The organism is Micromonospora sp. AMSO31t, from assembly GCF_008868175.1.
Lineage (GTDB): Bacteria > Actinomycetota > Actinomycetes > Mycobacteriales > Micromonosporaceae > Micromonospora.
On record NZ_WBKT01000035.1, the window covers coordinates 1 to 14840 of the forward strand.

General features: G+C 72.3%; 13 protein-coding genes. 7 read left to right on the forward strand and 6 right to left on the reverse strand.

The genetic code is table 11. The annotated features are described in order from the left end of the window. The 4 genes from F8274_RS11025 to F8274_RS11040 form a co-directional block, all read right to left on the reverse strand. Positions 1 to 594, reverse strand: a 594-nt coding sequence (locus tag F8274_RS11025; RefSeq protein WP_151462197.1) for a sugar MFS transporter, incomplete at its 3' end; no start/stop codon positions are given. 63 nt (positions 595 to 657) lie between these two features. Further along, entirely contained in the window at positions 658 to 1413 is a 756-nt protein-coding gene (locus F8274_RS11030; protein WP_151462198.1) for an ABC transporter permease, read from the reverse strand. Positions 1414 to 1430: 17 nt separating this feature from the next. Beyond that, positions 1431 to 2390, reverse strand: a complete 960-nt coding sequence (locus F8274_RS11035) for an ATP-binding cassette domain-containing protein (protein ID WP_151462199.1) — start codon at positions 2388 to 2390, stop codon at positions 1431 to 1433. Positions 2391 to 2511: 121 nt separating this feature from the next. Further along, positions 2512 to 3111, reverse strand: a complete 600-nt coding sequence (locus F8274_RS11040; RefSeq protein ID WP_151462233.1) for a PadR family transcriptional regulator — start codon at positions 3109 to 3111, stop codon at positions 2512 to 2514. A 132-nt stretch (positions 3112 to 3243) separates the two neighbouring features. Between F8274_RS11040 and F8274_RS11045 the strand changes: the two genes are divergently transcribed. Together F8274_RS11045 and F8274_RS11050 are read left to right on the forward strand one after the other, a co-directional pair. Continuing rightward, a complete protein-coding gene (locus F8274_RS11045; protein WP_151462200.1) occupies positions 3244 to 4995 on the forward strand; it encodes a biotin carboxylase N-terminal domain-containing protein in 1752 nt (583 codons plus the stop codon). 81 nt (positions 4996 to 5076) lie between these two features. Next, positions 5077 to 6516, forward strand: a complete 1440-nt coding sequence (locus F8274_RS11050; protein WP_151462201.1) for a GuaB1 family IMP dehydrogenase-related protein — start codon at positions 5077 to 5079, stop codon at positions 6514 to 6516. Between the two features lie 37 nt (positions 6517 to 6553). On the opposite strand, the gene F8274_RS11055 is transcribed toward F8274_RS11050, so the two are convergent. Further along, positions 6554 to 7102 (reverse strand): TetR/AcrR family transcriptional regulator, encoded by a 549-nt coding sequence (locus F8274_RS11055; RefSeq protein ID WP_151462202.1) that lies wholly within the window; start codon positions 7100 to 7102, stop codon positions 6554 to 6556. Between the two features lie 151 nt (positions 7103 to 7253). Between F8274_RS11055 and F8274_RS11065 the strand changes: the two genes are divergently transcribed. The 3 genes from F8274_RS11065 to F8274_RS11075 all read left to right on the forward strand — a co-directional run bounded on the left by F8274_RS11065 (position 7254) and on the right by F8274_RS11075 (position 11669). Further along, positions 7254 to 7775, forward strand: coding sequence for a MarR family winged helix-turn-helix transcriptional regulator (locus F8274_RS11065; protein ID WP_151462235.1), 522 nt, complete (start codon positions 7254 to 7256; stop codon positions 7773 to 7775). Continuing rightward, on the forward strand, positions 7769 to 9502 hold the full coding sequence (locus F8274_RS11070; RefSeq protein ID WP_151462203.1) for an ABC transporter ATP-binding protein: 1734 nt from the start codon (positions 7769 to 7771) through the stop codon (positions 9500 to 9502). Before F8274_RS11065 ends, F8274_RS11070 begins: the two co-directional genes overlap by 7 nt. Positions 9503 to 9578: 76 nt before the next feature. Then, positions 9579 to 11669, forward strand: coding sequence for an ABC transporter ATP-binding protein (locus tag F8274_RS11075; RefSeq protein WP_151462204.1), 2091 nt, complete (start codon positions 9579 to 9581; stop codon positions 11667 to 11669). A gap of 46 nt (positions 11670 to 11715) precedes the next feature. Here the strand turns inward: F8274_RS11075 and thrS are convergent, their stop codons facing one another. Beyond that, positions 11716 to 12933 carry a threonine--tRNA ligase gene (gene thrS / locus F8274_RS11080; RefSeq protein ID WP_151462205.1) on the reverse strand — a complete coding sequence of 406 codons (1218 nt, stop codon included), beginning with the start codon at positions 12931 to 12933 and terminating at the stop codon, positions 11716 to 11718. A gap of 523 nt (positions 12934 to 13456) precedes the next feature. Between thrS and F8274_RS11085 the strand changes: the two genes are divergently transcribed. Together F8274_RS11085 and F8274_RS31895 are read left to right on the forward strand one after the other, a co-directional pair. Continuing rightward, positions 13457 to 14071 carry a DedA family protein gene (locus tag F8274_RS11085; protein WP_151462206.1) on the forward strand — a complete coding sequence of 205 codons (615 nt, stop codon included), beginning with the start codon at positions 13457 to 13459 and terminating at the stop codon, positions 14069 to 14071. A gap of 68 nt (positions 14072 to 14139) precedes the next feature. Continuing rightward, positions 14140 to 14838 carry a helix-turn-helix domain-containing protein gene (locus F8274_RS31895; RefSeq protein ID WP_225853720.1) on the forward strand — a complete coding sequence of 233 codons (699 nt, stop codon included), beginning with the start codon at positions 14140 to 14142 and terminating at the stop codon, positions 14836 to 14838. The last annotated feature ends 2 nt before the right edge of the window (positions 14839 to 14840 follow it).

Genomic DNA, 14840 nt, shown 5'->3' on the forward strand with positions numbered 1-14840 from the left:
GGTGGCGGCAGCCGCGGTAGCGGGGGCGGTTTTCGGCAGGCGTACCCGGAAGGTCAGGGCGGCGAGGGCGACCAGGGTGATCAGCCCGACCTCGGCGGCCATCGCGGGCCGCCAGCCGAGGCCGGCGTCCACGGTCGCGCCGATGACCAGCGGCGCGAGGATTCCCATGCCGGCGCAGGCGGCGTTGGCCTCGCTGAGCGCGGCGGGCGCGCCAGGCCCGTGGTGGGCGGTGAGCACCACGTTGACCCCGCTGATCACCATCATGCCGAAGGTGGCGATCACCGCGACGGCGGCGATGGTGGCGGGCAGCGGGTGGAGCAGGCCGAGGGCGGTGACGCCGGCGGCCACGCCGGCGAGGCCGAGCCAGATGGCCGGGCCGCGGCCGAGGCGGCGGGCGGCGGGCGCGAAGAGCGCCCCGCCGGCGAGCGCTCCGACGGCGATGCCGGTGCTGTGCAGCCCGGCGACGGCGGCGCTCGTGCCCTGCTCGTCGCGGAGCAGCGGGACGACCGGACCGAACCCGTAGAGGAAGAAGCCCCACAGGCCCAGCTGGGCGTAGGTCAGCCAGGTCGTCCGGTCACGGGTGAGGCGGGGCACCGGCCTTACGGTACTTGCGGCCGGCCGGCACCCCGCCCCAGGTGAGAGGCAGCTCTCGTCGGGTCAGCGGACGCTGCGCGCGAACTGCCGCGCCGCCCAGAACACGCCCGCGACGGCGAGCACCGCGACGATCGTGAGGCCCTGCCAGACCTTGTCGTTGCTCAGGTCACCGGCGAAGAGCGCCCGGACGCCGTCGACCGACCAGGAGAACGGGTTCCACTTGGCGACGCCCTGGAGCCAGCCGGGGGCGAAGGTCAGCGGCAGCAGGATGCCGGAGAGCAGCAGCACCGGCTGGGCCACGGTGTTCATGAGCGGGGCCAGGGCGTCCTCGCTCTTGACCTTGAGCGCGACGCCGTAGGAGACGGCCGAGGTCATGAGCGCGATGAGGGCCAGCATCAGGTACGCGAGCAGCAGGTAGCCGATGAAGACGCGCAGGTCGAACAGGAGCGCCAGCAGGGTGATGATGACCGCCTGCGCGACCAGCGAGACCACGTCCCGCAGCGAGCGGCCGAGCAGCAGGGCGAGGCGGCTGACCGGGGTGACCCGGGACCGCTCGATGACCCCGGCGCGCAGCTCGGCGATCAGGCCGAAGCCCTGGAACAGGCCACCGAAGATGGCCAGCAGCACGAGCAGGCCGGGCACGAAGATCTTGTACGCGGCGGCCTGGGTCGGCGCGTTGAGCGCCGGCTTGAGCAGCGGGGCGAAGAGCAGCAGGTACATCACCGGCTGGAAGACGCCGACGAAGACCCACACGGGGTTGCGCAGCAGCAGCTGGATCTGGCGCTGGAAGATCAGCCAGGTGTCGCGGGCGAGTTTCATGACAGTGCTCCCGATGCTCAGGACTCGCGCAGCGAGCGGCCGGTCTTGGTGAGGAAGACGTCGTCGAGGCTGGGGCGGTGCAGCTCGATCGAGCGCAGCTCCAGCCCGGCGTGGTCGAGGCGGCGCAGCACCTGCGGGATGGCGGTGGCGCCCTCGTCGACGTAGAGGCGCAGGCCGCCCTCGTCGGCGGTCTCCAGCTTGCTGACGTACGCCTCGGTGTCGAGCAGTTCGGCGGCGTGCGGTGTGGTGGCGGCGTCGAGGCCGACCAGCACCACCTCGCCGGAGATCTCGCGCTTCAGCTCGGCCGGGGTGCCCTCCGCGACCACCTCGCCGTGATCCATGATCGCGATCCGGTCGCAGAGCGCGTCGGCCTCGTCGAGATAGTGCGTCGTGATGAAGACGGTCATGCCCTCGGTGCGCAGCCGGCGGATCTCGTCCCACATGTGCGCCCGGCTCTGCGGGTCGAGGCCGGTGGTCGGCTCGTCCAGGAAGACGATCTTCGGTTCGTGGATGATGCCGAGCGCGATCTCGACCCGCCGGCGCTGGCCGCCGGAGTAGGTCTTGCACTTGCGGTCGGCGTACTCGCTGAGCTGGAAGGCGTCCAGGGCGCGGGTGGCGCGGCGGTGCGCGTCGGCCTTGCCGATGCCGTAGAGCCGGGCGTGGAGCACCAGCTCCTCCCGGGCGGTGGACTCGTCCCAGGTGCTGCCGCCCTGGGCCACGTAGCCGATGCGCCGGCGCACCTCGGCCGGGTCCTTGCGCAGGTCGGCGCCGGCGATGGTGGCCTCGCCGCCGTCCGGCTCGATGAGGGTGGCGAGCATCCGCAGGGTGGTGGTTTTGCCGGCGCCGTTGGGGCCGAGGAAACCGAAGATCTCCCCCTCGGCCACCTCGAGGTTGACGCCACGGACCGCGTCCACGGTCTTTGTCTCGCGACCCGCGCGGGAGCGGAACGACTTCCGCAGCCCCCTGGTCTCGATCATGTCTGCTCCTGGTCCTCCGGGCCGGACACGACCGGCCGCCGATGGTCCGCGAGGAGGACGCACGGCTTCCCCACGGCTCGCGCAGAGACTAACGCGATATAACTCTTGTGGTCAACGTTGATTATTCCGCGTCGGGAGCGCCGTCCTTCCAGCCCGACCACCCCTCGGCCTGCTCCAGCCCAGCAGGCAGGTACGACACTCCGGACTCGATCCGCTCGGCGATCCGCTCGCACCAGGCCATATCCGCCTCGGCCCGCGCCAGCCACAGCTCGAACATCCAGCCCACGTGCACCGGCTTGCGGTTGCGGACCCAGTCCGAGTCCAGCGAGGCGCGCATCGACTCGACGCCGGCGCGGATGAGGTTCGCCCGGTTGCGCAGCGCCGCCGCCGCCTCGTCGCGGGGCATGGCCGGCAGGAACGAGAAGGCCGCCACGAACGGGTCGGGCGGTTCGTTGAGCTGCCACCACTGCGCCCGCAGCAGGGTCTCGAACTCCTCGTCCCCCTTCGGCGTCACCTCGTAGGTGGTGCGGGCGGGGCGGGCGCCGACCTGCTCGACGGAGACGGTCCGGAGCAGGCCCTCGTCGGTGAGCTTGCGCAGGGCGTGGTAGATCGAACCGGGTTGCACGTTGGCCCACTTGTCCGCGCTCCAGCTCAGCAGTTCGCGGCGTACGTCGTAGCCGTGCACCGGCTGCATCCACCGCACCAGGCCCAGAATCATCATCCGTGTTGCCGACACCGGACAAGCGTAATAGCCAAATTTGACTACAGTGCGGCATCCCACACTGAGCGATCGTTAGGGCCGAATCCCCCGGCCGATACACTCCCGGCAACGACCTCGGGAGGAGCCACCAAGGTGCGCAAGGTACTCATCGCCAACCGCGGCGAGATCGCCGTCCGCGTCATCCGCGCCTGCCGCGACGCCGGCCTGGCGAGCGTCGCCGTCTACGCGGACTCCGACCGGGACGCCCTGCACGCCACCCTCGCCGACGAGGCGTACGCCCTGGGCGGCGACACGGCGGCCGACAGCTACCTGCGGATCGACAAGCTGATCGACGTGGCCGCCACGGCCGGCGCCGACGCGGTGCACCCCGGCTACGGCTTCCTCTCCGAGAACGCCGACTTCGCCCAGGCCGTCATCGACGCCGGGCTGACCTGGATCGGCCCCACCCCGCAGGCGATCCGCGACCTGGGCGACAAGGTGACCGCCCGGCACATCGCCCAGCGGGCCGGCGCGCCCCTGGTCCCCGGCACCCCGGACCCGGTCGGCAACGCCGACGAGGTGATGGCCTTCGCCGTCGACCATGGCCTGCCGGTCGCCATCAAGGCGGCCTTCGGCGGCGGCGGGCGCGGCCTCAAGGTGGCCCGCACCATGGAGGAGATCCCGCACCTGTTCGAGTCGGCCACCCGCGAGGCGGTCGCCGCGTTCGGCCGGGGCGAGTGCTTCGTCGAGCGCTACCTGGACCAGCCCCGCCACGTCGAGGCGCAGGTCCTGGCCGACCAGCACGGCAACGTGATCGTGGTGGGCACCCGCGACTGCTCGCTCCAGCGCCGGCACCAGAAGCTGGTCGAGGAGGCCCCGGCGCCGTTCCTCACCGAGGCCCAGCGCCGGCAGATCCACGACAGCGCCAAGGCGATCTGCCGGGAGGCCGGCTACCACGGCGCCGGCACGGTGGAATACCTGGTCGGCGCGGACGGCACCATCTCCTTCCTGGAGGTCAACACCCGGCTCCAGGTGGAGCACCCGGTGACCGAGGAGACCGCCGGCATCGACCTGGTCCGTGAGCAGTTCCGCATCGCCGACGGCGAGAAGCTGCGGTTCACCGAGGACCCGACGCCGCGCGGGCACGCCATCGAGTTCCGGATCAACGGCGAGGACCCGGGCCGCAACTTCCTGCCGGCCCCGGGCACCATCACGGCGCTGCGGCTGCCCACCGGCCCGGGTGTGCGGGTGGACACCGGCGTCTCGGCCGGCGACGTGATCGGCGGCAACTTCGACTCGCTGCTGGCCAAGGTGATCATCGTCGGCGAGACCCGCACCGAGGCGCTGGAGCGGGCCCGCCGCGCGCTGGACGAGATGGTCGTCGAGGGCATGGCCACCGCGCTGCCCTTCCACCGCCTGGTGGTCCGCGACGAGGCGTTCGCGGCCGAGCCGTTCACCGTGCACACCCGGTGGATCGAGACGGAGTGGCACAACACGGTCCCGGCCTTCACCGCCCCCGCCGGCGCCGTCGAGGGCCCGGCCGAGCGCGAGACCGTCGTGGTCGAGGTGGGCGGCAAGCGGCTGGAGGTCAGCCTCCCGGCCGGCCTCGGCGCGGGTACGGCGACCGCGGCACCCGCCGCGAAGAAGCCGGCCCGCCGGGGCGGCGGCGCCAAGGCCGGCGGCGCGGTCGGCGGCGACGCGCTCACCTCGCCCATGCAGGGCACCATCGTCAAGATCGCCGTGGCGGACGGGGACACCGTGGCCGAGGGCGACCTCGTGGTGGTCCTGGAGGCCATGAAGATGGAGCAGCCCCTGCACGCCCACAAGGCCGGCACGGTCAGCGGCCTGTCCGCCGAGGTCGGCGCGGTGATCACGGCCGGCGCGGCCATCTGCACCATCTCCTGACGGCGGGTGGCGTCCCGCCGGCCGGGGTGGTTTGGGCCACCAGCGGCGGCGGGACCGACCGCGAGCAGGAATGATGGCCGGGTGCGGTTCCTTCATGGCGCGGTTCCCGCGCACGACCTGACCTACAACGACGTCTTCATGGCACCCAACCGTTCCGAGGTGGGCTCCCGGCTCGACGTCGACCTGGCCGCGGCCGACGGCACGGGCACCACCATCCCGCTGGTCGTGTCGAACATGACCGCGGTGGCCGGCCGGCGGATGGCCGAGACGGTGGCCCGGCGCGGTGCCATCGCGGTGATCCCGCAGGACATCCCGATCGAGGTGGTGGCGAACGTCGTCGCCTGGGTCAAGCAGCGGCACCTGGTGCACGACACCGCGATCACGCTCGGCCCCACGGACACCGTCGGCGACGCCATCCACCTGCTGCCGAAGCGGTCCCACGGCGCGGTGGTCGTGGTGGACGAGGCCGGCCGCCCGCTGGGCGTGGTCACCGAGGCGGACACGGTCGGGGTGGACCGCTTCGCCCAGCTCCGGCACGTGATGTCGACCGATCTGCACACCGTGCCGGCGGACGCGGACCCGCGCACCGGCTTCGACCGGCTCTCGGCGGGCCGGCGGCGACTCGCCCCGGTGGTGGACGCCGAGGGTCGCCTGGTCGGGGTGCTGACCCGGTCGGGCGCGCTGCGCGCCACGCTCTACCGGCCGGCCGTGGACGACCGGGGCCGGCTGCGCGTCGCCGCCGCGGTGGGCATCAACGGGGACGTGACCGGCAAGGCGGCCGCGCTGCTGGAGGCCGGGGTGGACACCCTCGTGGTGGACACCGCGCACGGGCACCAGGAGCGGATGATCTCGGCGCTGCGGGCGGTCCGCAAGCTCGACCCCGGTGTTCCGGTGGCGGCGGGCAACGTGGTCACCGCGGACGGCGTACGCGACCTGGTCGAGGCGGGCGCCGACATCATCAAGGTCGGCGTCGGGCCGGGCGCCATGTGCACCACCCGCATGATGACCGGCGTGGGCCGCCCGCAGTTCTCCGCGGTGCTCGACTGCGCCGCGGCGGCCCGCTCCCTGGGCCGGCACGTGTGGGCCGACGGCGGCGTCCGCCACCCGCGGGACGTGGCGCTGGCGCTCGCGGCCGGCGCCTCGAACGTCATGATCGGCTCCTGGTTCGCCGGCACCTACGAGTCCCCCGGCGACCTCTACACCGACGCCGACGGCCGGCGCTACAAGGAGAGCTTCGGCATGGCCTCGGCGCGCGCAGTGAGCGCCCGGACCGCCGAGGACAGCGCGTTCGACCGGGCCCGGAAGGCGATCTTCGAGGAGGGCATCTCCTCGGCCCGGATGTACCTGGACCCGGCCCGGCCGGGCGTCGAGGACCTGATCGACGAGATCATCTCCGGGGTGCGCAGCGCGTTCACCTACGCGGGCGCGCGCAACCTGGAGGAGTTCCACGAGCGGGCGCTGGTCGGCGTGCAGAGCACCGCCGGCTACACCGAGGGCATGCCGCTGCCGACGAGCTGGTGACCCCGAGGGCCGGGTCCCGCGCCGAGGGGCCCGGCCGTCAGGGGAAGAGCCGGCTGATGACGATACGGGCGGCGGCCTCCGGGTCCGGGCCGACCCGGGGCGGCAGGGCACCGGAGAGCCAGAGCGTGGCGAAGCCGTGCACGATTGACCAGGCCGCCAGCGCGTCGACGTCCGGCCCCCGGCCGGTGCGCCGGGCCACGCCGGTGCGCAGCAGCTCGCCGGCCCGGGCCTGAGCGGCCACCACCTCGGGGTCGTCGGCCCGGTAGAGGTCGGGGCGGAACATCACCTCGAAGTGTGCCCGGCGCCGGACTGCGAACCCCACGTACGCCACCCCGGTGTCGACCAGGTCGTCGCCGGCGTCGCGCAGCGCCTCGGCCAGCAGCTCGAAGCCCTGGGCGGCGAGCGCCGTGAGCAGCCCGGCCTTGTCGCCGAAGTGGTGGGCGGGCGCGGCGTGCGAGACGCCCGCCCGGCGGGCCAGGTCGCGGAGGCTCAGCGCGGCGGGGCCGGACTCGGCCATCACCTCCACGGCCGCGTCGAGCAGGGCGCGGCGCAGGTCGCCGTGGTGGTACGCGCGGGACTGGCTCATGGGCAGAAGTCTAACTTGCCATTGACAAGATAGCTCGGCACCCCGATGGCGCTCCCGGCGCTCTTCGCCGCGGCCCTGGCGGCGGTGTTCGGCCGACGGCGTAAATAGTTTGGGGCCTGATGGTTCGGGGGCTAACCTGACGCCCGTGAACATGGGACCGCTCGTCCGCTTCCCCGACGCGCTCCAGCACGCGCCGCTCGGCCGGCTCGTCTCGATCGCCGGGCACATCGTCGAGCAGCACTGGGGCCGCTACCTCGCCGAACACCACGGCCTCACCTCGGCCGGCATGCGGGTGCTGCTCGTCCTGCTGCGGGCCGGCGACAGCACGCACCGGGAGATGGCCGAGCGGTGCTTCGTCCGGCCGGCCACCCTCACCGGCATCGTCGACACCCTGGAGCGCGACGACTTCGTGGCCCGGCGGCGGGACCCCGACGACCGGCGCAGCGTGCAGCTCAGCCTGACCGACAAGGGCCGGGAGCATGCCCTCGCCATCATCGACCTGATCCACAGCAACCGGCCGCTGACCTCGGTCGACGCGGACCCGGCGAAGCAGGCGGTGATCCGGGAGTTCCTCACGGAAATCATCACGAGCATGTCCGATGGGGACCTTCGCCGGTTGAACCGGAACAGCGAGTCCGACACCGAAGACCCATCGGGGAGCCGTCCGTGCTGATCCGCCTGCTCCGTACCCACCTGCGCCCGTACCGGCGGTTGCTGGCCGCGGTGGTGGCCTTCCAGTTCGTCGGCACGATGGCGTCGCTCTACCTGCCGAGCCTCAACGCCGACATCATCGACCGGGGCGTGGCCCTCGGCGACACCGACCAGATCATGCGTACGGGCGGCTGGATGCTGCTCGTCAGCCTGCTCCAGATCGCCTGCTCGATCGTCGCCGTCTACCTGGGCGCGAAGACCGCCATGGGTTTCGGCCGGGACGTCCGGGCCGGCATCTTCGCGCACGTCAACAGCTTCTCGGCCCGCGAGGTGGCCCGGTTCGGGGCGCCCTCGCTGATCACCCGGAACACCAACGACGTCCAGCAGGTGCAGATGCTGGTGTTGATGAGCTGCACCATGCTGGTCGCCGCGCCGATCATGAGCGTCGGCGGCGTGGTGATGGCGCTCCAGGAGGACGTGGGGCTCTCCTGGCTGATGCTGGTCTGCGTGCCGGTCCTGGCGATCACGCTCGGCCTGATCACCCGGCGGATGGTACCGGGCTTCCGGCTCATGCAGACGCGGATCGACACGGTCAACCGGGTGCTGCGCGAGCAGATCACCGGCATCCGGGTGGTCCGGGCCTTCGTCCGCGAGCCGTACGAGACCGAGCGCTTCCGGGTGGCGAACACCGACCTCACCGCGACCGCCCTGCGGATCGGCCGGCTCCAGGCCCTGATCTTCCCGGTGGTCATGCTGGTGCTGAACGTCTCCAGCGTCGCGGTGCTGTGGTTCGGCGCGGAACGGGTGGACTCCGGTCAGATCCAGGTCGGCGCGCTCACCGCCTTCCTGCAGTACCTGATGCAGATCCTCATGGCCGTCATGATGGCCACCTTCATGCTGATGATGGTGCCCCGCGCGGCGGTCTGCGCCGAACGGATCGTCGAGGTGCTGGACACCGACTCGTCGGTGGTGCCGCCGGTCGAACCGATGATCGCCATGACCCGCCGCGCCGAGCTGGAGTTCCGCCGGGTCGCCTTCCAGTACCCCGGGGCGAGCGCGCCGGTGCTGCACGACATCTCGTTCCAGGCCCACCCCGGCCGGACCACGGCCATCATCGGCTCCACCGGGGCCGGCAAGACGACCCTGCTCACTCTGATCCCGCGGCTGGTCGACCCGACCGCCGGCGCCGTGCTGGTCGACGGGGTGGACGTACGGCTGCTGGAGCCCGACGAGGTGTGGCGCCGGATCGGGCTGGTGCCGCAGCGGCCGTACCTGTTCAGCGGCACCGTCGCGAGCAACCTCCGCTACGGCAACCCGGACGCCACCGACGCCGAACTGTGGTCGGCGCTGGAGATCGCCCAGGCCCGCGACTTCGTCGCGGAGATGCCGGGCGGCCTGGAGGCGCCGATCGCGCAGGGCGGCACGAACGTCTCCGGCGGCCAGCGGCAACGGCTCGCGATCGCCCGCGCGCTGGTCCGCCAGCCGGAGATCTACCTCTTCGACGACTCCTTCTCCGCGCTCGACCTCGGCACGGACGCCCGGCTGCGGGCCGCGCTGAGGCCGGTCACCGCGGACGCGGTGGTGGTGATCGTGGCGCAGCGCGTGTCCACGATCGTCGACGCCGACCAGATCATCGTGCTCGAGGACGGGGGCGTCGTCGGGATGGGACGACATGACGACCTGCTGGTGACCTGCCCGACGTACGCGGAGATCGTGGCGTCCCAGCAGACGGCGGAGGTGACGGCATGAGCGAGCGCAGCGAGCGAACCAGGCAGCGCAGTCGCCGCGGGGGTCAGGACGGCGCCGAGCGTAGCGAGGTGACGGCATGACCGCCGTACCCGGGCAGAAGCCGGCGCCGGAGGCGAAGGCCGACGGGGGGCCGCCGCAGCGGCTGCCCGCGGCGGCCGCCCGGCGCGGCGGCGGCGGTCCGCCGTGGATGGGCGCCGCCATGCCGGCGGAGAAGTCGATGAACTTCGGGCCGTCCGCCCGCCGGTTGCTGGGCCGCCTCCGGCCGCACCGGTTCTCGCTGACCGCGATCATCACCCTGGCGGTGGCCAGCGTCGGGGCGAGCGTGATCGGGCCGAAGATCCTCGGGCACGCCACCGACCTCATCTTCGCCGGGGTGGTGGGCCGGCAGATCCCCACCGGCACCACCCAGGAGCAGGCGGTGGCGGCGGCCCGGGCCGCCGGCAACGACAACTTCGCCGACATGCTGGCCCGAATGGACGTCGTGCCCGGAGCGGGCATCGACTTCCCGGCGTTGGCCCGCACCATCACCCTGGCGCTCGCCCTCTACCTGGGCGCCAGCCTGCTGATGTGGTGGCAGGGTTGGCTGCTCAACGGGGTGGTGCAGCGCACCGTGCTGCGGCTGCGCGCCGAGGTGGAGGAGAAGCTCAACCGGCTGCCGCTGCCCTACTTCGACAAGCAGCCCCGCGGCGAGCTTCTGAGCCGGGTCACCAACGACATCGACAACATCTCGCAGACCCTGTCGCAGACGCTCAGCCAACTGCTCAGCGCGCTGCTCACCGTGGTCGGCGTGCTGGCCATGATGGTCTGGATCTCGCCGCTGCTGGCCCTCGTCGCCCTGGTGGCGGTGCCGCTGTCGGTGGTCGTCACCCAGCAGATCGCCAAGCGGTCGCAGCGCCGGTTCATCGCGCAGTGGCGGCACACCGGCGAGCTGAACGGCCTGATCGAGGAGACGTACACCGGCCACGAGCTGGTCAAGGTCTTCGGCCGGCAGCGCGAGGCGCAGGCCGCCTTCGCGGCCAAGAACGAGGAGCTGTTCCGGGCCAGCTTCGGGGCTCAGTTCATCTCCGGGATCATCATGCCGGCGATGATGTTCGTGGGAAACCTCAGCTACGTGGCGATCGCCGTGGTCGGCGGGCTGCGGGTGGCCTCCGGTTCGATGAGCCTGGGCGACGTGCAGGCGTTCATCCAGTACTCGCGGCAGTTCACCCAGCCGCTCACCCAGATCGCGTCGATGGCCAACCTGCTCCAGTCCGGGGTGGCCTCGGCCGAGCGGGTCTTCGAGGTGCTCGACGCCGAGGAGCAGGCACCGGACCGGCCCGCGCCGCCCCGGGTCACCGGCCGGGTCGAGTTCGAGCACGTCTCCTTCCGGTACGACCCGGACAAGCCGCTGATCGACGACCTCTCGCTGGTGGCCGAGCCCGGCCACACGGTGGCCATCGTCGGTCCGACCGGTGCCGGCAAGACCACGCTGGTCAACCTGATCATGCGGTTCTACGAGCTGGACGCCGGCCGGATCACGCTGGACGGGGTGGACATCAGCTCCCTGCGCCGGGACGAGCTGCGCGGCCGGATCGGCATGGTGCTCCAGGACACGTGGCTCTTCGGCGGCACGATCCGGGACAACATCGCGTACGGGCGGCCGACCGCCACCGAGGAGGAGATCCTGGCCGCGTCCCGGGCCACCTTCGTGGACCGGTTCGTGCGCAGCCTCCCCGACGGCTACGACACCGTGATCGACGAGGAGGGCAGCAACGTCAGCGCCGGTGAGAAGCAGCTCATCACCATCGCCCGGGCGTTCCTCGCCGAGCCGTCGCTGCTCATCCTCGACGAGGCGACCAGCTCGGTCGACACCCGTACCGAGGTGCTGCTCCAGCGGGCCATGGCGGCGCTGCGCACCGAGCGGACCAGCTTCGTCATCGCGCACCGGCTCTCCACCATCCGCGACGCCGACCTGATCCTCATGATGGACCAGGGCCGGATCGTCGAGCAGGGCACGCACGACGAACTGGTCGCCGCGAACGGCGCCTACGCCCAGCTCTACCGGTCGCAGTTCAGCGCGGCGGTGGTCGACGAGGAGGCTGCCGCGCCGCTGCCGGCCGGCGGACCGCCCGGACGGCCCGGCGGCGGGCCGCCCGGAAAGCCGGCGGCCGCGCCGGCCGGGCGCTGACGTGGACGCCACGAGGGGCGACCCGGCCGGAGCGACCCGTCGGCGGTCAGGCCGGCGGGAGCAGGTGGGCCGAGCGGGCGGCCACCACGCCGCCGACCAGCGCCAGCGCGTCGGCCGCCGGCATCGGGTCGAGCCCGCGCCCGTCCCGCAGGCGCAGCGAGACCGCGCCCTCGGCCGCCTCCCGGGGACCGATCACACCGACGTACGGGACCTTCCGGCGGGCCGCGTCACGGATCCGGGCGCCCAGCGAGCCGGCCAGGTCGACCTCGGCGCGCAGCCCGGCCGCCTCGGCCCGGCGGCACAGGTCGACGGCCGCGCCGGACTGCCCGTCGTCCACCGGCAGCAGGACCAGCTGCACCGGGGCGTACCAGGCCGGGAAGGCGCCCGCGTGCACCTCGATGAGGTACGCGAAGAGCCGCTCCATGCTGCCGACCAGGCTCCGGTGCACCATGACCGGTCGCTTCCGGCGCCCGTCCGCGTCGGTGTACGACAGGTCGAACCGCTCCGGCTTGTCGAAGTCGAGCTGAACGGTGGAGATGGTCGACTCCCGGCCGGCCGCGTCCACGACCTGAATGTCGATCTTCGGGCCGTAGAAGGCGGCCTCGCCGGGGCCCTCGTGGTGGTCGACCCCGTCGAGCGCCGCGCGGAGCAGGTCCTCGGCCCGCGCCCAGTCGGCGTCGTCGCCCACGTACCTCTCCCCCGGCCCGCGCAGCGACAGCCGGAACCCGGCCGGCCGGACGCCGAGCGCCGCGTGCGCCTCCCGGATCAGCCGGAGGATCTCGCGCACCTCGTCGCCCACCTGCTCCAGGGCGCAGAAATTGTGGGCGTCGTTGAGCGAGATGGCCCGTACCCGGGACAGCCCGCCCAGCACGCCCGAGCGCTCCGCCCGGTACATCCCGCCGATCTCCGCGATCCGCAGCGGCAGCTCCCGGTAGGAGCGGCCTCGGGCGCGGAAGACCAGCGCGTGGTGCGGGCAGAGCGCGGGGCGCAGCACGAACTCGTCGTCGGCGCTCAACCGCAGGGGCGGGAACATGTCGTCGGCGAAGTAGCCGAGGTGACCGGACAGCTCGAACAGCTCCCGTTTGCCCAGCGGCGGCGAGTAGACGTGCCGGTAGCCGGCCCGGCGCTCCAACTCCCGCACGTATTCCTCGACGGCGTGCCGGGCGGCGGCCCCGGCCGGCAGCCAGATCGGCAGCCCGGCGCCGGCCAGCGGGTCCGAGACGAACAGCTCCAGGTCCCGGCCGAGCCTGCGATGGTCGATCATGTCGCTCTCCTTGATCGGGTACGACCCGGAGGCGAACTGACCCGGAACGCCGCGAGGCCCCGGAGCGGATCGCCCCGGGGCCTCGTCGACGGAAACGTCAGTGCGGCGGGCCGGGGATTCCCGGCGTCGTGGTCACCACCGCGCTGCGCATGCGGCGACGGTACGCGCGGAGAATCGGCGGACGCACCTGGATTTCGCGACGCACCCGGAGCCGGTGCGGTGGGGGCGGGTCGCCGGCACGGGACCTGCCGGCGACCCGCGGCGGTCCGGCCGTCGGGAACGGGGGACCCGACGCCTCCGGAGCCGCGCGCGGACAACGGTACGCCGCGGATCGACGATCCGCCGCCCGCACCGGCGCTCGGCGGCACCCCGGCCGGTCGTCACATTCGGCGTCGCCGCATCGTTGAACACCAGTGGCCTGCGGGTGTCGGCCGTCACCGCCGGGCAGGGCTGCTCGCGGTGACGCGGGACACGGCGTCAGGCTCGGTGCGGTACAACGGGGAACTCCGGCGAGGTGGCGGTCGTGGCCGAACTCATCTCTGACGTCGCGTCGCCCACCTGGGCGTACGCGGTGCTGCTCACGCTGCTGATCGCCGACGCCTTCGTGCCGGTGGTGCCGACCCAGGTCGTCATGATCACCAGCGGGGCACTGACCGTCTACGGCGGGCTCAGCCTGCCGCTGACCATCGCGGTCGGCGCGCTCGGCGTCTTCGCCGGCGACCTCGCCTGCTATCTGCTCGGGCGGACCGCCCCGACCCGCCGCGAGCCGAAACACGCCACCCCGGGACGGGCCCGGCGGGCCGCCGCCCGCGTCACCCGTGGGCTGCGCGAACCGGGGCCGCTGGTGATCCTGCTCTGCCGGTTCGTGCCCGGGGGCCGGATGGCGGCCTGCTTCTCGGCGGGGCGCAGCCGCTACCCCTACCGCCTCTTCGTCCTCTACGAGGCGGCCGCGGCCATCTGTTGGGCCGCGTACGGGACGATGGTCGGTCACCTCGGCGGCGCGGCGCTGACCGAGTCGGCGTGGCGGCTGCTGCTGATCGGCGGGGCGGCGGCGGCCGGGTTCGCGGCAGCGGGCTGGGCCATGACGGTGATCAGCGCCCGCCACTCCCGCCCCGAGGTCGAGGTGACGGTCGACTGACCGCCCGTCCTTTCGCTTCCTGGTGTGTCTGAACGTCAGGCGATATAAGCTCGACTTATATTGACCAGATGTGGGAGATCAAGCTGCATCCGGAGGTCGAAGCCTGGTTCCTTGACCTGTGCGGGACCGATCCCCTCACGGCTGATTTGGTCAGCGAAGCGATCGACCTGCTCGGCGAGCACGGCCCGGCGCTGGGTCGCCCCTTGGTCGATCGCCTGAGAGGCAGCGCGTTCCATCACATGAAGGAGCTACGACCCGGTTCGACCGGAGCGACGGAGGTGCGGATGATTTTCGCCTTCGATCGCCTACGGGAAGCGGTATTCCTGGTCGCCGGTGACAAGTCGGGACAGTGGCAGAGTTGGTCACCGGACGGCCATCCCCTTGGCGGACGCCCGATTTCAGGAGCACCTCATCAGCTTGAAGGAAGACCAGCAATGACCGATGGACTGAACTGGCGCGACGTCAAAGCCAAGGTCAGGAAGGTCGATCCCACCTGGGACGAGCCCGACCGTGTGGCTCGGCGCGCACATCTGCGGGAGCAGATGCTCGCCTCGGTCAGCGGTGCGCAGCTTGCCGAGATCCGTAAGCAGTTGGGCATGACCCAGACGCAGCTGGCTGAGGCCGCTGGTCTGTCCCAGGCGAGAATCAGCCAGATCGAGAACGGGGAGAGCACCAACCTGGAGACGCTGAGGGCCTACGTGACGGGCCTCGGCGGGCATCTCGACGTCGTCGCCCGGATCGGAAACATCCAGCTCAACGTGGCCTGATT